Raw genomic sequence first — 18480 nt, 5'->3', positions numbered from 1 at the left:
ACAGCAAACATGAGTAATCAAAACAGTGCGACAATTAAAGCTGGCTATGTGGTCAACATCAAGGATCTAGCACACGTCACCCGTTTTTCTCCCCGTACCTTTAGTAGCGGGCATTTATTGACAGATCGGCAAGCTGCTTTTCAATACGCTCAACAGGTGGTTGCCCAAAAGCACCTTCATGAATCGGTTGAAATAACGATTGATCTTGTTGAAATTGACCGTACAGTTATTCGTGATCACCATCCAGTTATAACAACCGTCCTTCACCAGGTCTTTCATCAGACCCTATTTGCCAGTAAACAAGAGTTTGACAAGCTATCTGATTTGACGAAGAAATCCCTGCCTCCTTCACTTCTCTTTACGATTAATCAGGAAGAGAATAACCCCTGCCATTCGCCAGAAGCTGTAGAGGATAGTGTAGCCAGATTAACCCGTGAAAAGGAATATTACCAAGCGCACAATTATCAAATGGGCTTTGATGGTATGGAACTGGTCTGGCCAGAGTTCGTAAACGGCAATCGGAATAACCTTACACCTACTAAATAATTCTCATGATGGACAACAAACTAAGTGTCGGGCGTCCCACGGTTTACCGTGAACCCCTCAATGAAGTGGTGTATTATCTAGCACTATTGGGCCTGACCGATAAAGAAATAGCTGAGACGTTAAACATCTCCAAGGCAACGCTCAACACCTGGAAAAAACAACATCCTGAATTTCTGGACTCAGTCACCCAGGGTAAAACGTTGGCGGATGCTCATGTAGCAGCCGCATTTTACAAGCGAGCAACCGGGTATGACTACCCATCGGAAAAAATCTTCGTTCACGAAGGCAAAGAGATTCGTGTTCAAACGACCACACATATTCCACCTGACGCGGGTGCTGCTTTAAACTGGCTGAAAAATCGGCAGCCTGATAAGTGGCGGGATAAAGTGGATGTAGGATTACCACCGGAAATCGTACTAACGATGAATTTAGAGGGTGAAAGTAATTCGGCTAATGGTAGCACTCAAGAATAATACTTCCAGAATTAGCATACATAAAAGTTAAATTATTTAGACAGCTAACGACAAATGATTAGTAATGGATTGTATTTAAATAATGTGTGGATTTGCGACGTTTCGTGCGTCCTTACCTTTCAAGGCTTTGACTTGACCAGACCTGACGCCCGTACTGCTTCGTACTCCAGTGAGTTCCAATTACCAGACACGTTGGTTGTTCGTGACTTATTGGAAGGGGCTGAACAACTTGACGCGGGCGGGCAACACCCATATAAGCAACTGCCAGCGAAGTTGATAGACGAAGGTGAAGTTGTATTTTCGGGCTTCGCTGAATTTGTTTCCTTTCAAGGGGGCTGGAAAGTCAACCTGTTTGATAGTATGCTATCGTTTTTCGATGCCATACAAGACAAGAAACTCTCAAGCCTGAACCTTGACCGCTATGACCATACCTGGAGCCTTCAGCGAATTACACAGCTTGCAGGTTCACCGGAAGGCGTTGTTTATCCCTTGATTGATTACGGTGGTATAGACGGTGGAATAGTGCCGTATGATACAATGTGCCCTTCCGTCTATGCAAAAACGTTGATTGGTCAAATTTGTAAAGAAGCAGGTTACAGACCCGTTGGCAACTGGCTTGCTGATCCGCTGCTTAACGCCCTGGCCTTGCCCTTCGTCGGTTCAGAACCAAAGGCACACGGGCAAGATTGGGTTGAAGCCAGGTCAGCCAGGGTGACGACGCCCAACAATAGACCGATAGTGTTAAAAAGTGGTAGTCCTATCAACGTGCTATTACCCTTAACTAATGACACGTTAGGCCAGCAAGGGTTTCTTCAGGGCAAGTTGAAACCCTACAATACAGCGCGGAACGTTTACGTCTGTTCAGCCAATATGCGTTTACTGGTTCAGGCGCAAGCTATGTTCACAAGCATTGTCAGGTTTGGGGCGGCTGACATTCGGTTAATTCTGGAGCGAAACGGTAAAGAAGTCAACGCAGCGGCCTATTCAAAGGGTGGGTATTATGACGGTCTTGACATACCAGAAACGTTGGCCTTTAAAGCATCCATTGACTGTTTGGCAGGTGACGAAGTTAGCCTTCGCCTGACAGGTAGTTCAATGACTGACTTTTCAGACTATGCCTATTACTTTAGCCAGGTTCCAGGCGACACATGGGCAAACTTTCGACCTGACGACAAGGTACATTTAGGCGACACATGGCCAGTGTCAGCCAACTTGCCTGATATGACTTGCAAAGATTTAGTTATGTCAGTGGCAAAGTTTATGTGTGCTAAATTCGACGTTGACGACGTGCGTAAAACAGTGGGTATGGTGCCCCTTGACGACGTTGTTGACAATATCCCTGAAGCGGTTGACTGGTCTGAATGCGTTGACGAATTGATTGAACCGGAACTGACGGTTCAGATTGATCCGTACACCCAAAAGAACCTTTGCCAGTGGAAAGAGTATGAAGATAGCACGAATGTTGGGTTTGGTGACGGAATTATCAAAGTCGATAAGTCACCTAACCCTACCGAATCTGAACTATTCCAATTGCCCTTCATGGCTTGCGTTCCAAGCGTCAGCACGGTTGCTGGCTATGGTGCCCCTATCCTGATAAAGACCAGAACCATTTCAGTATCTGGAGAAAGCACGACCGTCAGCAAGAACGATGCAGCACCACGTTTGATTCTAATTGAACCGTCAAGGGTGGTGAAGGTGCAAACGAAAATTATGACCGTTGACGGTGCCCTTGTGGAAACGTCCGTAACTCTGACCGCTTGTTGGTGGGCTGTTCGGCCTGAAGGGGCTAAAACATTAACTAATACGTTCTCTTTGTCGTTTGATCCTGTTGCTGGCCAGTTCACGGAAGAAACGCTTATCCAGCGGTATTTTTCAGCCTTAAAACGTGCCCTTCGACGCCCGCGAATGTTGACGCTTTCGGTTTACCTGCAACCGTCAGACATTGCCAGGCTGAATCTTTCCGTACCTATTCGACTGCAAAAGGTCAGGGTTGGTGCCCTGGATATTAACGATCAATATTTCTATTTAAACAAGCTGGCCAGTTACCGTTCTGGCTGTTCCTGCAACGCTACCTTAATAACAGTTTGAAAAAGGTAAGAGTTTAAATAATGAGCCAGCCTTATTATTTAAACTCTTCTAATATAGAAGAACGAGCCTTTAATAAAAAGGCTTTTTTCATGATTGCAAAAAAATTCGACTTTCTAAATCAATAAGTTGGCTAGCCGTTATTTCTATGTCAGCGATTAATTTTTTAGCAGCTTCAGTATCATCTTTATAAATTGAGTACTTAAATGATATCGAATTAACATTGCCAATCAATTCTCCAAGCTTTTTATATGAATCTACAATTAAATCATTGTCTCCTAGAACTCCTGTCTCATAATAGTTTGCAAATGATACCGATATTGTAGTCACTAAATTAATTATACCAACTATAATAGCTTTATCTGCTTTTCCAAATACTAATACCAGTAATGTAATTATACTAGTACCTGAAGAAATACCTGATAGTATCTTATTAAAGAACTTAATCTTTTTTGCTCTTTTAAGCCTTGTGTTTAAATGGTTTACATTGGGTTCTATCCTTTCTTTAATAATATTTAAGCCTTTAAATGCCAATTCTAATTTAAGTAGCCATTTAGTAGGTTCTTCAATTATTTGTATATCTTGAACTCCTTGTTTTTTAGAGCCAGTTATAATTACGTCAAGCTCATGTTCAGAGAGCTTACTTTTAAAATCGTTTTTAACATCAATTAAAGCTTGTTTATCGTATCTATCAAGTAGAGTAATAATGTTACCCAAATTGATGTCATTGGCTATACTTTGCATCGCCATAAAGTTGATAATTAGTAATTATGTAATTATTGCCTTTTAACTAGGTAACGTTTACGCGCCCGATTTCTAAAAAATAGTGTTAATCCTGTCAAGGCACTTCCACTCGCTATTACTGGCATCCATAAAGAACCTGGCTTAGACTCTGGAGAATCGTTTATATAAACAACCATTGTGCCTATAACTACCACAGAACTTGTGCCATTTGCTGTGTTTACTTCTTTATAAATTTGAATATTGATTCTATTCAATAAATTATCTGTTAAAAAGTCATCAATAACGAAATGCACATCTTTGCTGCCAATCTCACAAAGAAAACTTAACATATCCTCCTTGCTAAAAGCATTATTTAAATTATCTATAATTTTTGTATCCAGTATAAAATTATCTAAGCCTCCAGATCCATAAAAATCTGTATTGCATCCTAGAAAGATCATGTATGGGTTTGTTTTAACAAAATTATCTATATCCTGCTTACGAAGGATTGTATTAGGCACAGGATTCCCATACATATCTTTTTGCCAAAATTCATAGTTTTCGTGGTGGCTTATAAATAAAGGATATTTATCATCGTCATTAAAAATTTCTTCAGCATTAGAATTGTCTATAATATTATACTGAACGTTATTATTAGTGCTCAGATCAGATAATTTTGAGTGCAATATTCTATCTTGGCTTTTGTCTGCTGCATTTGTTATTATCTTAAAGAAATTAGCTTGTAGCTTGTAATCACTTAGTTTAAGCGCATTGGTTATATTATCAGTGTTGTGAATCCTTACTGTTAGTTTGTCGTCTATATATAAGTATTTATTATTGATATTATATTCAAAATAATGCCCATCCTTTGTAAATACAATGTTATCAGTTATATTTTGCAAATTAAATTCATCTACTCTTTTGCATAAATCTGGATTATCTGTGACAACAAATTCTTGTCTATCTCCGATAGAGCTTATATTAACTTCAGATGCTTTCCCATTACTAGATTTATATGCATGAAACTTTCCTTCAGCGTCAGTAAGGACTGACAATATGGGATTATGCACATCGTCAGCATGTGTGGTCACTTTTGACAGGATATCAATGGCACCTGCAGATAAGGCAACACCTGATAAAGTAAGGTCTGGTATTTTAATTCTAGGAGGTACATGTACAGGTGGAACACGCCTCCAAATTCTAAATCGTGGGGGTCTAGCCTCAATGTTATTTAAATGTAGAGTTGTTACTACCAAAAGCATAAATACTCTAAAAGAGACCATTCTATTGAATGATATATATAAATGTATCATATTTTTAATTATTTATACTTATTTTACAAAAATCTGCTTTTTTCTATAATAAATACATCATATTTATAGTTTTGTACTATAAATTGTAAAAAATATAAACTTACATGTCTAAGTTTATATGAAAAATCCTACAAATTTTAGCAATAAATATGTAATAAAATACGGGAAATTTCCCGTATTTTCAATAAAGTATAAACATATAATAATATATATTGGTAGTTTATTGAATTAGAGTAGCAGATAAGAATCTCGTTAAAAGTTTTATAAAATAATTCAAATTGGTCAGTATCAGATTGCAGATTATGATTAAGACAAAAGATACGTTAAGCTAAGAAAGTCAGAGATCTAACTGAGAAGAAGTTATGAAAGCCTAGTCCTTCACTACATTTACCTGTATACGAATACATATTCATTTGTAATAGTAACTGAGATAAAAATTGTAGAATATTTATAACGACATCCCTAATATAATATTTAGTTAATCTCTATCTGAGTGTTTGATTTTCAAATAAAAAACTTACTATAAGTTGAAATCAAATTAATAGTAAAAACAATAGTGAGTACTGCTTGATAACTATAATGGTTATGGTATAATAAATAAGCCAAAAACTAATCATCTCATTTTTAATAAATTAGAATGATAGACTTCCATATAATCCTATAAACTGTATATGGAAAATTCCATAAAATATTGATTATCAGATAATTAACATTAAATTTATTTTGCTTTTCCCTTGCAGGATATATTCACATATTATAGATTTGCTTAATCCATTAGTAACAAAAAAGGCGATATATCACCGAAAGGTTGCCCGACTATATGTGACTAGTTGATATAAAAAAGCCCCAAAGCTGAACTTTCGACGGACCAGCAGAGGGGCAATGTGTAACACTCTAACTTTCAATTAAAATGAACACGGGACAAAAGTACACCACCCTCAACACCATTGCAACCGCTCAGAACACCTTTGAGCAAACGGCAGCACAAGAATGCAATGAAGCAATCTGTAACTTATTTGCAAGAGTTAGCCCTTCGTTCGCGAACTCTATTCTTTTCAACCTCCAGCAGGGTTTCTTGAAAACTAACTTCTTCAATGAGGTAGATTGCCTGGAGGAAACGAATACGTTGTTTAATGCCTTGGAATGCTTTTTTAGAACGTATAACCGGCCTGAAAATCGGGAATACATTAAAGATCTGACTGATGAGGTATTTGGTGATAAGTTAATAACTGCACTTTAAAACATCAGGCAAGCCAGGCTCATATACATGCTTGGCTTGCCCTTTTACACTTCCTTATGAAAGACGCTTCAACTCGTACCCTCATCGCCATTGATGAAAGTTTATTCACAGACATAATTGACACGCTGAACGATTGCCGTATAGAATTGGAAAGGGGTAGGCAGCGCGAAGCAACGCTTATGCTGGAAGTTGAACGGAACAAGCCAATGCCTGAAGACCAGGCAGCGGAATATTTAGGTAAAGACGTTGATACCCTCCGGTATTACCGAACGCTTGGTCTGGAGTCATTTAAAAAAGGTGGTTCACGTTGGTACACTAAAAGTATAATTGATGATTGGCTTGAGACAGGAAGAGTGGTTCAGCGGAAACGGTTATAAAACAATATAGCGTTAATCGGGTATTTAGTTTTTCTATAAGCCGTATAGTCAATAGAGTAGATTGCTTTTTGAGATTATTATAATACAGTTTTTTTTTCCTAAAAAATTATGAAACCGATCTACGATTGTTATTAGACAATAAGGCGTTCAATACCAAATTTGGAAAAGCGCTGAAAAAATGTGTAGTTATAGTAATATCATGATGAAAATTCAGCATAAGCAGACAGAGGAAATAAGAAACATCTCAAGAAATACTTGGGAAACTACGCCCGAATATCAGAATTTAAGAAATCTATGGAAAGTACTAGATGAAGGCGACGCTGTTACTTTAATTTGGATTGAAGAAACAGGAGAACATAAAGAATTAGGATTTTTTGATAGGGACCATGCTGTACGTATGGTAAAAATGGATAGTACAAGATGCTATATAAAGGAAAGTAAAAGCCAACGAATTATGTATGATGAATCTGAAACGACTAATCAAGTGCCAAAACCTGTGTTAATAAAAGTGCTCTGCTCAAATTGCAAAAATATAACTAAACACAGAGTACTTTTTTCTATTAAAAGGAATGACAAAGGAGATATGGGGGATGGCGACTGGATTTATTGGTGTGATGAAGAACAGATAATAGAATGTCTCGGATGTGAAAACTTATCTTTCAGAATTGAAAAATCAAATTCGGAAGATTATGATGAAGAACATAATAATATTGTAACTGAGCTAGTATATCCTAAGCGGTCGGTTGAAACTTGGCCTGAAAAAGTTTTTTCGAACGTGCCCTATAACTTACGAAGAGTATATAGAGAAACTATTGATTGTTTTAATAATGACCTTCTTACACTTTGCGGAGCTGGCTTAAGGGATTTAGTTGAAGGGCTGTGTAATGAAAATGATATAAAATTTGGCGAAGAAGAGATTATCGCTAAAAAAACAGGGTTAAAAAATATAAAAAAACAAAAAGATTTACGCGGTAAAATAATTGGTCTTTATCAAAAAGGATTTTTAACAAAGCAAAGCGCAGACGTATTACATGAGCATAGATTTTTAGGTAATGAGTCTGTTCATGAACTTTATGCTCCATATAAAAATGATCTTATAATAGCAATTAAGATAATCGAGCACGTACTTGATAATGTTTATGAAATTCCGGTTAACGGTATGCAATTAGAGCAAAGAAGACTGAAAAGATCTAAAAAAACTCTTCTTAATATATTATAACTAATAAATAACTACCAAGAGGAAAATCAAAAGAACATGCATACAAGACGGCACACATACGAAAAATAATGATATTGCTAAAAGCTGCAAAGTACTCAACATATAATTCAATATCCATTTAGCGCCCTTGCTGACAGGATAGAAACTTTACATAATGTGTATTAAATTACTGGCAAGATTATTGTGTATAAGGATTCTTGCCTGTTTATAAAAAAAGTGTTAAATTATTTGAACTGAATAGCTTAAGCGTTTATTGCAACCAAGTCAAACATTACTTTCAAGAATTTAAGATAGTTTTTGTAAAATATATCTAAGCAGATTTATTTTGAATATGTTGAAATATCTTTAAAATATCCGCTGGCAAAAATTGGCTTCTATCAAATGATTCGATTATATAGTTTCTTGTTAGATGTTTAGAATTCGGAAAAGCTTTACGATATAAGGTATTAATAATATCCTTTCCTCTTCTTTTAAGTATCCATGATGGATAATTTAAATCAATAGTATCGTTTAAACTCTCTTCATTTATTAGGGAGCTTTTTCTTACGTAATATTTTACAGATATAGTTTGCTCTTCGGAAGTATTAAAGTCCGATAAGAAATGCTTCTTAATTTCAGGTAGTAATAAAGAGCATATTCTTTCGATAATTGATTGTAAAATCTTTTTGGGAAGGTATTTCAGTGAATACTCATCGCCTTTACTAATATTAACACCATTTATTTCTGGTGCAAAACCTTGTATCAAACCTAAAGAGAAAATACTTAAAGGATCCGCCCAGTAATTCTCAATGCTGTATCTATGTAAAATATTTAGCATTGAATAATCGACCGCAGAGGTTTCAGAATCATTATCAAAATCTTTGTCTATAAGCCCATTAAACTGTGAATTTAATGATTTAATTTTTTCAGTCCATTCCTTCACTTTTATTTTACCTCCTGATTTAGTTGGGGTGGATGCCGCAATAAAAATTAAAGGAATATTACTATTTAATAAATTTTGCTCAATATATCGTTTATATAGTTTTGTATAAAAAATTACATCATCTTCGTCTTCTACAAATACATATTTTGTCGAATCGCTAACAAAAACTAATCCGGCAGTTAGCATGGAAATCGCCCGGTTTTTAGAAATTGGCTTTATAGATGAAGGATTTTTCGACATTTCAAATAAATACTTCTCATTGTCAATTAATGCAATTGTTGATGGAGAGTGAGTTGTTATAATTACGGTAATATCATATGTTTCAACAAATGACTTTTTAACTACATTAAGAAAATAACTTGTTAATTGAGGATGAAGATGTGCATCAGGCTCGTCCAATAACATTATTTTCGGAAGCCTGCCTCGTCTTTTTGCGACAAACAAATAAAGTACAAGTGTTATAATAACTTTCTCTCCAGAGGATAAATTATTAAGGTGTATAATATTATTATTTGAGTCTACTAATCTAAGCGTGAAGCCTGAGGAGTAAAACTCTTCGTCAGTAGGACTGAAAAACATATAAGGAAATTCAGCCTCCTTCAATACATAATTAATTTCTTCCCAGGGAGTCTGTATAGATGAATTTATTTCAATTCCTTTACTTTTTTTGTCTTTTATGTCACGATAATAGCTGATAAAAAGTAGTTCAAGACTTGATGTGACATTTTCAAAAGATGTTTCAATGGGTTCATGATAATATACCTCAAAGTCATGTAAGCTAATTTCTCCAGAACTAATATTCAACGTTTCTATTATTTGATTAAAAGTATCGATTACTCGTTCTGGAAGATCTTCGTCAATACCAGTATTAAGATATAAATTAAATTGTGTATGCCTCTTTTGAGTCATATAAGGTACTTCTGTTGCTTTTATTGCTTTATTTTCAAATTGGTAATCTGATGACTTTTTTAATAAGGCGTTATAATCATAAAAATTATTATGTCCATTATAACTGATATTGGAAGTAGCTATGTCCTGCAAATACATCTTGCTACTTGAAAAATTATTAGGTTTAAGCAGATTATAAATGTGTTCCAGCAAAGCAGATTTCCCAACGCCGTTAGCTCCAGTTATAATAGCCATTTTTGGAATATTGTTCCAGGAAAAAGATGTTAATACACCACTGTTACTTACGATTTTGATGTCCATACTTTTATATGTAGAAATTGCAATTGACTTTATTACTAAAAAGAAGTAGCCTTAGAAGGAAAGAAAAAGTATTCCGTTCTTTAGCTTAAGCATTAAAGTGTTTTTGGCTTGTTGACAGCCTCTAACCTACATTTAACAAACATAAACTTATAAAAAATAGATACTTGATTGTTATCACCGCTTAATAAATAACTTTTTTTCATTTAAAATAAATCAGTAGCTGTTTACCAGTGATTCCTTTGCCCCTATGGAACATTTGTTCATACGTAGCTACATTTACTTTCTAACTACCGCTACTGTCTTTGGGCAGGGGGTAGCCACAAGAACCCATTACTGAAAGCAGCCCAAACAGCCACCCGTTGAAGTAACGGTATTGATTTGCGGTAGCCGAAGCGCTTATGCTTATTACAGCTATGGATGTCATGGTTTGAACCATTGCCGGTCAGGTGTTAGCCGGGTTAGTGTGAGTGAGGCCCGAAATATAGGCTATGTGCCGTGTAAGATTTGCGATTGAGCACTGATGGTATCATAACAGGTAATACATGTACATCCTCACGAATGTAGAATAGAGAGCTGACTAATTAATTTATGTTGTACAAATTTATTGGTTGGCAAAGAATCGATTTATACACAACAAACTAAGCAAAGACGACAATGGGACTATTTGATTTTTTAAAGAAAAAGGAGCTTGAAGAGATTAAAAAACTTAATTTACAACTTAACCGCTATCAGGCAATTATTGATATCGAAACTGAAGTTGCTAAACAACAAAATGAGTTAGAGCAAATAATTAGTTCAAAAAACTCCGAAATTATAACCTCTGAAGAAAAACTTAACGCCTTAAACTCTGACTATAAGATTGCTTTAGATACCTATACCAAGTTACGAAAAGAAGTTAGCCTTTTCGAGTCAAAGTTAGACTTGATAGAATTTGGGATTTACGAGCCTGTATACGACTTTGAAAAATCCGATGAGTACAGAGCTGAGCAAAACAGAATTATAGAGCGTCAAAAGTCGATGATTAGTGGGGACACAGCTGCCATCTGTAATGCTCAATGGTCAGTTGAAGGTAGCGAGGCTAAAGGTAAGGCTGTTGTAAAAGTTTATAAAAAGTTGATGTTAAGGGCGTTTAATGGCGAAAGTGATGTTTTGATTGCAAAGGTAAAATGGAATAACATTAATCAGATGAAGGAACGAATACTAAAGTTATTCGATGCCATAAATAAGTTAGGAGAAGGATTTAAAGTTCATATTAGCAGGCAATACCTTGACTTGAAACAAAAAGAACTTGTCCTGGAGCATGAGTATCAATTGAAAAGGCAGCAGGAAAAGGAAGAAATGAGGGCAATTCAGGAAGAATTACGAGAGGAAGAGAAAGCAAGAAGAGAATTTGAACAAGCGCAAAGGGAAGCAGAAAAAGAGGAGGCTAATTATCAAAAGGCATTAGAAAAAGCAAGAAAAGAAATTGAATTATCTACTGGTGCCAAATACGATAAGCTGCAATCTCAAATAGTAAAGTTAGAACAAGAACTAAGGGAAGCACAGGAAAAAAAGGAAAGAGCATTATCAATGGCTCAGCAAACTAAACGTGGCCATGTTTATGTAATTTCGAATATCGGCTCTTTTGGAGAAAATGTTTATAAAATTGGAATGACAAGACGTTTAGAACCTTTAGACCGAGTTCGTGAATTAGGCGACGCTTCAGTCCCATTCCAGTTCGACATTCATGCAATGATATATTCTGATGAAGCCAGGACGCTCGAAAACGGGTTACACAAAGCTTTTTCCGGTAAAAAGGTTAACATGCTAAATTATCGTAAAGAATTCTTTAACGTTACACTGGACGAGATAGAGAAAAAAAATAAAGACTTAGGGTTCGAAGCGGAATTTGTCAAATTACCCGAAGCAATGGAGTACAGAGAAACATTGGCAATTATTGATAAGCTTAATTCCCAAGCAGAGCCAATGAGCGTCGATCAGATTATAGCAGAAGAATTCCTGAGTAGCCTAATCTGACAAACAGTATAGAATATAATGTCAAATACTATAATTTTATTTCAGCCCGTTCAGTAGATTAGTAGCTTTCTGACTGTCGCCAGAAAGCTATATGAAGATTTGCAAAAGTAATGCAACCCTGTCAAAATCCCTTTAGCACCTTGTTTGGCATGGTGCCAACTGCCAAAGCTTATATAGGGGGTCTGGCACCTTGGCACCTTCGTTAATGAAGGTGAGTCAGGTATAATGTATGAGCCTGAAAGTTTGCTATTACCTAACCTTATTATTTAAATAAACATACTTTGTACTTTCAGTAATGATAGAAACTACAGTAATTAGAGGTAAATGGTTTTTAACTTCAGATACTACTAAGAAAGTTCATGGAACGTTAACCTGTGATCCACTTAAAGGAATTCAACTAGAGATTGAAGAGCCTCTTGAGGGTAATGAAGAAACATTTGAATTAGAATTAAGCAAAGCTGATATTATTTTAGGTGAATCGAGAGATGGGGTTCCAATTACTTTATATTCCTGTTTTAGAACGGGTTCAAGTTGGGGTGGCAGTTACAGTGCTACTTGGTATGTTAATAAAGCTTTTGTTGGTTGTCATGAACTTGATCCCTCAGCTATATATTTCACTGAAATCGTATTAAGAGTTAGGCCCCTATTTCTTTGGTTAGATAGCTCTGGAATACGAATTAATAATTCACAAACACCCGGCCTGTCGGTAACTTTCAGCTATACAAAACCTGATGATATAGATATACCTATTGATGAAAAAGTCTTTGGTAAGATAAGGTTTCATAGCAGTTATAGTATTCCTTCTACCTATTCAGAAAGTATAAAACTAACTCATTGGGCTTCTATCTCCATTCAAACAATTGGGGATGATTTAACCCATATAGAATTATGGGAATATATTCAACGTTTTCTTAACTGGCTAACTGTAACAACTGGCTATCCACATGATATTGAAAAAGTAAGTTATTTTCATGAGAATTTAATTGATAGAATATTAAGTGATGGTACTAAGATTAGGCAGGAGGTTATTCTTTATTCAAAGAAGCAGAGAGTTATTAAAAAGCCAGAAAGGCCTGACCAGTTACTATTCACTTATCCCGATCTTAAAAAGTGCATGCCTGATGTACTTACTCACTGGTTTTCTCTTTATCAATCAATTGAGGCTGTAATACAGATTTTATCGGAAAATATGGGGCGAGATATTGCGTTTAGTGAGTTCCATTTTAAAGATATTATTCAAGCGTTGGAAGCATTTCACCGCAAAAGAGTTCGGAATGAAAAAATGCCTAGCGAGGATTATGAAGCTTATAAAAATCAAGTAATCTGCCAATTAAATAGTGAAGAAGATCGCAGTTTTGTTGAAGGCAGATTGAAGTATGGTAATGAGCCTACCCTTAAAGAGAGATTAGGCGAATTAATAGAGAGACAAAGAAATATTCCTTCGTTGCAGTCAATTATCGGCAAGAAAAAGACATTTATATGGCAGGTTACAGAAAATAGAAACTATTTAACTCACTTAGATGAAAGCGGGAAAAGTGGCATTTTACACTCCATTGACCTATATCATCTTAGCGAGAGAGCACTTGCTTTGCTATTTGTAACTGTTATTAGCGAAGTAATACCCGAAGGAAGTATTATAGATAATGCTCTCAAAACATCCAGTCGATTTAGAAATTACATCAAATAGACTTCCTAACTACTTCTTTTGATGCCGCAACATTTATAATTGTCTGTAGATGCTGTTCTCTTTCATACCTGGCTATATACCAATCTTTAAATAATACCTCAATTAGTGCAATCAACAGCTTTGCTTCTTGAGGTTCTACATCAACAATTATATTAATATCCTTTTCCATATGTGCACCTATATTGCCTATCTTTCTAATGGCGTCAATAGCTTGCCAAGTAAGTGGATCAACTTTGTCTTGAATTTCTGCGATTTCATCAATCAAACGATTCTTAGATATTCCCCAGAAATCACGAATAATTCCTTGAAGACAGCGACGAGAAAGTGTAGCGGAAGCTTTGGGGCTTAAGTTGCATATCAAACATGCCTCTTCGTAATCCCTAGTTATTACCTGAGGTATATAGCTAGGAAAAGATTTGGCACGCGACTGTGGCTTAACCAACCAACTATACAATGGATTTTCTACTATCTGGGGCAGGCTTCGCGAATTAGCTTGTACTCTTCGAAAGATGTCAACTGATACTGTATACTGTTTACATTCAGGATTTGGACAAACAATGATAGTACTTCTCAAAGTCAAGAGTCCATTCTCATTGTTATTATTAAAATCGTGGTATGAAGTTGATCTCTGGCCATCAGTAATAACCGACATATGCTGACAGTAAGGGCAGGTCCAAGAAAAATCGCTCATTGTTAATTCATTTTAAAGTTGATGTGATTGTGTATATACATTGCACATTACATTGCACAGAAACAAAAAAAGCACTTACAAATAATTTGTAAGTGCTTGATTTTCAGGCTCCCGAAGCTGGGCTCGAACCAGCGACCCTCTGATTAACAGTCAGATGCTCTAACCGACTGAGCTATTCGGGAATCGTGGGGCAAAAGTAGCGCAATTCTCGATATTACGCAAGCAGTAACACCAAAAAAATAGCGGTCCCTGTCATCATTCCCGCTAACAGGATGACAATCAAGTGCGAATCACGTCAAAAAACTACCGTAGTGGATCAGGGCGATTACTCGGTACGTTCTGCAAAATCAATTCTTTGATCCGACGCGCGTCGCCTTTCGAAAAGTTTCGGATAATAATCTCCGGCCGGGCGCGGGGAATGACGTGGATATTGGAAAAAAACATGCCATTTTCAATTTCAACCCCTGAGATGTCGGAATAGAACACAAAATTATCGGTACCTCCAATCAGCTTTCGAGTGCTAAACGTAACGCCTTTATCATTGAACTCAACCACGTCAGGATTAAGCGGGTCTTTAAAACTACTACTGCGAAATTTTTCCATATCTATTTTTTGATCAGTGAGTTGGGCAATCCGTTTGGAAAGGTTGCCAGCATTGAGACAAAAACCCAACAGATTACTTCTTTGGTACGTAAATTACTTTTTTCGTTTCAAAAAAAGGTTCTTCGAAATAGTCCGAAAGCTCATAAATCCGATAGCGCTCAGTTACTTCGGCCAGTTCTTCGGTGAGATCTCCTCCTTTAAGGTATAAAACTCCATTAGGTCGGTCGTTGTTACCCGCTTTATGAATCTTATAGCGTACCCACCCTAAAAAGGGTTTCAGACGGGTAACTGCCCGGCTTACAACAAAATCATAGGTCGTATTTAATTGTTCAACGCGAATCTGCTCAGCCTTAACGTTTTTCAGACCAAGCGCATCAGAAACTTCCTGCACTACTTTGATTTTCTTACCAATACTATCAACCAGATGAAAATCGGCCATGGGAAACAGGATGGCCAACGGAATTCCCGGAAAACCACCCCCTGTGCCTACATCCAGGATTTCAGTACCAGGCTTGAACTGCACAATTTTGCCAATACTTAACGAATGAAGCACATGCTTTTCGTAAAGTGAGTCGATATCCTGCCGCGAAATAACGTTGATTTTGGCGTTCCAGTCCCGGTAAAGCCCATCCAGCGCTGCGAAGCGCTCTTTCTGCTCGGCCGTTAGCCTAGGGAAATATTTAGTTAAAAGATTGATATCCATGTAGTAATGTACAATGGGTAATGAACAATATGTAATGACTAGATGGTACGTACCCGTCTACTCCGTGTGATCTTTCCTTCGTTTTACGTATTCCTTACCCATTATCGCCAGTAAAGCCGCTTTTTACGCTTTGTAACGATTGTCATTGCCCCTGCCAGACCATAATAAATGGCTAACAAAATGTCAATAACGGGTACAATAGCCCAATGAAGGGTATGGCTTAGCCGGTAGCTAATACGTCCCACAATTGCCCAGAAAGCTATCCATCGAAAAATGAATGCACCTGTTCCCGTCAGCAAAAGTAGCCATTCATCAGCGGTAAACGAATCATGCTGTAGTTTGTATTCCAGCACAATTAATCCAACAATCAGAGCCAGGAACCAACTTAATACGTGCGAACCGACCAGCAGGCCAAGTCGAATTTTATGACCGGGCTTATAGTATTTACCAACATTCAGATGCCGCTGTTTTTGGGCCCGCCACTCGGCCCAGGTTTCTTTCGGCTTCGACCATGTAAACGCTGCCGGATCAAGGCATATAGCTGTATTTGCGCCTTTAGCAACTTCATTCATGAACAGGTCATCATCGCCACCCACTACGTTGATGTGTGAATAAAATCCCCGGTTATCAAAAAATACGCGGGTCCGATAGGCCAGATTACGCCCTACACCCATGTAAGGCCGACCGGCTAACGCCAGCGAGAAATATTGCACAGCCGTAAACAGCGTCTCGGATCGAATCAGAAAATTCAGCAAGCCGGGGCGGTGTTCATAAGGCGAAAAACCCAGAACGATTGCCTTATTGGGATTATTCAACGGAAATACCATGCCAGCCAGCCAGTCGGCGGTTGCCGGGCGACAGTCGGCATCGGTGAGCAGTACGGTCGGGTACATCACTTTTTTCAGCGCAATGGTCAACGCGTATTTTTTCGATGTTACGTGCTCATGCTCCTTGTCGACCCGGATAAAACGGACATGAGAGAGATCGCTGATCTCATTTTTCAAAAATAGATGCGTTCCATCGGTTGATCGATCATCCATAACCAGCACTTCAAAATCGGGATACTGCTGCGCATCGAGCAGCGGGAGCAGTTCCTTTAGATTTTCCAGTTCATTACGCGCACAAACCACGATGCTGACACCAGGTCGTGGGTCATCGTTATGACGTGTCGATTGGCGATAGAAAGCCGTTTGAGAATAAATAAACAGAATAAAAATAAGCTGAATACTGACGACCAATAGCCAGAGGATCAGCAGGGGTATAATCACAAAGCAGACTGAAAAATTTCGGGCAAAGATAGAGAAAAGGCGGTAGTCAGTCGAAGAAAGAGCAAAGGAAGAACGCAAAATGATCAACTGCTGGGGTTGTCCTTTCTTCCATTTATTCCCTTCCTGCTTTTTCCCCTGTATCTTTGCCGAATGACATTTTCGATTACCTTCCATGATCCCCAGTCGAAGGCGCGAACAGGTACGCTAACAACCGATCATGGGACAATTCAGACACCAATTTTCATGCCGGTTGGCACGGCGGGCACCGTAAAGGCGGTTCACCAACGCGAGCTTGAAACCGACATTAATGCCGAAATTATTCTGGGAAATACGTATCATTTGTATCTGCGGCCGGGTCTTGATGTATTACAGCAGGCGGGTGGCTTACATGCTTTTAATGGCTGGCAACGGCCCATTCTCACTGATTCAGGTGGGTATCAGGTGTATTCGCTCTCAAATACCCGTAAGATTAAGGAGGAAGGCGTTACGTTCAAATCCCATATCGATGGGTCGAAACATACGTTTACGCCCGAAGGTGTTATGGACATTCAACGGACGATTGGCGCCGATATTATCATGGCGTTTGACGAATGTACGCCCTACCCCTGTGAGTATGATTACGCCCGCCAGTCGATGGAAATGACACACCGCTGGCTCGACCGATGCATTACGCGCTTCGACGAAACCGAAGGGCGGTACGGTTACCGCCAGACCCTGTTTCCGATTGTACAGGGTAGTACCTATGCTAATTTACGTCGGCAGTCGGCAGAGGTAATTGCCAGCAAAGAACGCGAGGGGAATGCCATTGGGGGGTTGGCCGTTGGTGAACCTGCGGAAGAAATGTATACTACAATTGAGTTGGTCAATAGCATCCTGCCAGTCGATAAACCCCGTTATTTAATGGGCGTGGGCACACCGGCTAATATCCTGGAAGCCATTGCGTTGGGCGTGGATATGTTCGACTGCGTCATGCCGACACGTAACGCCCGACACGGATTACTGTTTACAACGCAGGGTATTATGAACATGAAAAATGAGAAATGGAGCCGCGATTTCACCCCCATTGATCCGGACTTAGGCGGCTACGCCAGTACGTTCTATTCAAAAGCTTACCTCAGGCATTTGTTCAAAGCTGAAGAGCTGCTGGGTGCGCAGATCGCCAGCCTTCATAACCTGACATTCTATTTATGGCTTGTCCGACAGGCACGGGTTCATATTGCAGCGGGTGATTTCATTGCCTGGAAAAACGGAATAGTTAGCCGACTAATGCAGCGATTATAACTCAACTCATTGGGCGTTTATGTCCTTTTATTTAAGTCTCCAAATTATAAATTTTGGAGACTTTTTTTATACTTATCCGTCTTACCTGCGTCTGATTCACAGATTCAACCGTAGCTTATATTTT

At 38.1% G+C, this 18480-nt stretch carries 16 protein-coding genes and 1 tRNA gene; 9 read left to right on the top strand and 8 right to left on the bottom strand.

Features of this window, described 5'->3' with window-relative positions; all coding sequences use genetic code 11:
• Positions 1-9: 9 nt before the first annotated feature.
• Genes LN737_RS04555 through LN737_RS04545 form a run of 3 tightly spaced genes read left to right on the top strand, consistent with a single transcriptional unit; the run spans position 10 to position 3107 of the window.
• Positions 10-546 carry a hypothetical protein gene (locus tag LN737_RS04555; RefSeq protein ID WP_405516610.1) on the top strand — a complete coding sequence of 179 codons (537 nt, stop codon included), beginning with the start codon at positions 10-12 and terminating at the stop codon, positions 544-546.
• Positions 547-551: 5 nt separating this feature from the next.
• Positions 552-1019, top strand: coding sequence for a helix-turn-helix domain-containing protein (locus LN737_RS04550; RefSeq protein WP_405516608.1), 468 nt, complete (start codon positions 552-554; stop codon positions 1017-1019).
• Between the two features lie 54 nt (positions 1020-1073).
• Positions 1074-3107 carry a hypothetical protein gene (locus tag LN737_RS04545; RefSeq protein ID WP_405516606.1) on the top strand — a complete coding sequence of 678 codons (2034 nt, stop codon included), beginning with the start codon at positions 1074-1076 and terminating at the stop codon, positions 3105-3107.
• A gap of 87 nt (positions 3108-3194) precedes the next feature.
• Here LN737_RS04545 and LN737_RS04540 read toward each other — a convergent pair whose 3' ends face one another.
• A complete protein-coding gene (locus LN737_RS04540; RefSeq protein ID WP_405516605.1) occupies positions 3195-3854 on the bottom strand; it encodes a hypothetical protein in 660 nt (219 codons plus the stop codon).
• Between the two features lie 26 nt (positions 3855-3880).
• A complete protein-coding gene (locus tag LN737_RS04535) occupies positions 3881-5110 on the bottom strand; it encodes a hypothetical protein (RefSeq protein WP_405516603.1) in 1230 nt (409 codons plus the stop codon).
• Positions 5111-6050: 940 nt separating this feature from the next.
• Between LN737_RS04535 and LN737_RS04530 the strand changes: the two genes are divergently transcribed.
• The 3 genes from LN737_RS04530 (at position 6051) to LN737_RS04520 (ending at position 7976) form a co-directional block, all read left to right on the top strand.
• Positions 6051-6380, top strand: coding sequence for a hypothetical protein (locus tag LN737_RS04530; RefSeq protein WP_405516601.1), 330 nt, complete (start codon positions 6051-6053; stop codon positions 6378-6380).
• 56 nt (positions 6381-6436) lie between these two features.
• Positions 6437-6757 (top strand): helix-turn-helix domain-containing protein, encoded by a 321-nt coding sequence (locus tag LN737_RS04525; RefSeq protein ID WP_405516599.1) that lies wholly within the window; start codon positions 6437-6439, stop codon positions 6755-6757.
• 199 nt (positions 6758-6956) lie between these two features.
• A complete protein-coding gene (locus tag LN737_RS04520) occupies positions 6957-7976 on the top strand; it encodes a DUF4145 domain-containing protein (RefSeq protein WP_405516598.1) in 1020 nt (339 codons plus the stop codon).
• A 310-nt stretch (positions 7977-8286) separates the two neighbouring features.
• Here LN737_RS04520 and LN737_RS04515 read toward each other — a convergent pair whose 3' ends face one another.
• Positions 8287-10107: an AAA family ATPase gene (locus LN737_RS04515; protein ID WP_405516596.1), complete on the bottom strand. Its 1821-nt coding sequence runs from the start codon at positions 10105-10107 to the stop codon at positions 8287-8289.
• A gap of 654 nt (positions 10108-10761) precedes the next feature.
• On the opposite strand from LN737_RS04515, the gene LN737_RS04510 reads away from it, so the two are divergent.
• Complete coding sequence (locus tag LN737_RS04510) at positions 10762-12123, top strand: DUF4041 domain-containing protein (RefSeq protein ID WP_405516594.1); 1362 nt, start codon at positions 10762-10764, stop codon at positions 12121-12123.
• A 295-nt stretch (positions 12124-12418) separates the two neighbouring features.
• Positions 12419-13810, top strand: coding sequence for a HEPN domain-containing protein (locus LN737_RS04505; protein WP_405516592.1), 1392 nt, complete (start codon positions 12419-12421; stop codon positions 13808-13810).
• Here the strand turns inward: LN737_RS04505 and LN737_RS04500 are convergent.
• The 5 genes from LN737_RS04500 to LN737_RS04480 form a co-directional block, all read right to left on the bottom strand.
• The gene (locus LN737_RS04500; protein ID WP_405516590.1) at positions 13803-14501 is read right to left on the bottom strand and encodes a DUF4145 domain-containing protein; all 699 of its coding nucleotides are present in this window, start codon (positions 14499-14501) and stop codon (positions 13803-13805) included. The two genes, LN737_RS04505 and LN737_RS04500, sit on opposite strands and share 8 nt — an antisense overlap.
• A gap of 108 nt (positions 14502-14609) precedes the next feature.
• A tRNA-Asn gene (locus LN737_RS04495) sits at positions 14610-14683 on the bottom strand.
• Between the two features lie 121 nt (positions 14684-14804).
• A complete protein-coding gene (locus tag LN737_RS04490) occupies positions 14805-15104 on the bottom strand; it encodes a hypothetical protein (RefSeq protein WP_405516588.1) in 300 nt (99 codons plus the stop codon).
• Between the two features lie 73 nt (positions 15105-15177).
• Positions 15178-15807: a 16S rRNA (guanine(527)-N(7))-methyltransferase RsmG gene (rsmG, locus tag LN737_RS04485; protein ID WP_405516586.1), complete on the bottom strand. Its 630-nt coding sequence runs from the start codon at positions 15805-15807 to the stop codon at positions 15178-15180.
• Positions 15808-15908: 101 nt separating this feature from the next.
• Positions 15909-17249 (bottom strand): glycosyltransferase, encoded by a 1341-nt coding sequence (locus tag LN737_RS04480; RefSeq protein ID WP_405516584.1) that lies wholly within the window; start codon positions 17247-17249, stop codon positions 15909-15911.
• Between LN737_RS04480 and tgt the strand changes: the two genes are divergently transcribed.
• Positions 17226-18356: a tRNA guanosine(34) transglycosylase Tgt gene (gene tgt / locus LN737_RS04475; protein WP_405516582.1), complete on the top strand. Its 1131-nt coding sequence runs from the start codon at positions 17226-17228 to the stop codon at positions 18354-18356. The genes LN737_RS04480 and tgt overlap by 24 nt on opposite strands.
• Positions 18357-18480 lie beyond the last annotated feature (124 nt).

It is taken from the genome of Spirosoma sp. KNUC1025 (genome assembly GCF_045160025.1).
GTDB lineage: Bacteria > Bacteroidota > Bacteroidia > Cytophagales > Spirosomataceae > Spirosoma.
Note: the sequence above shows the minus strand (reverse complement) of the source record. Positions and strands in the feature narration are given on the sequence as shown.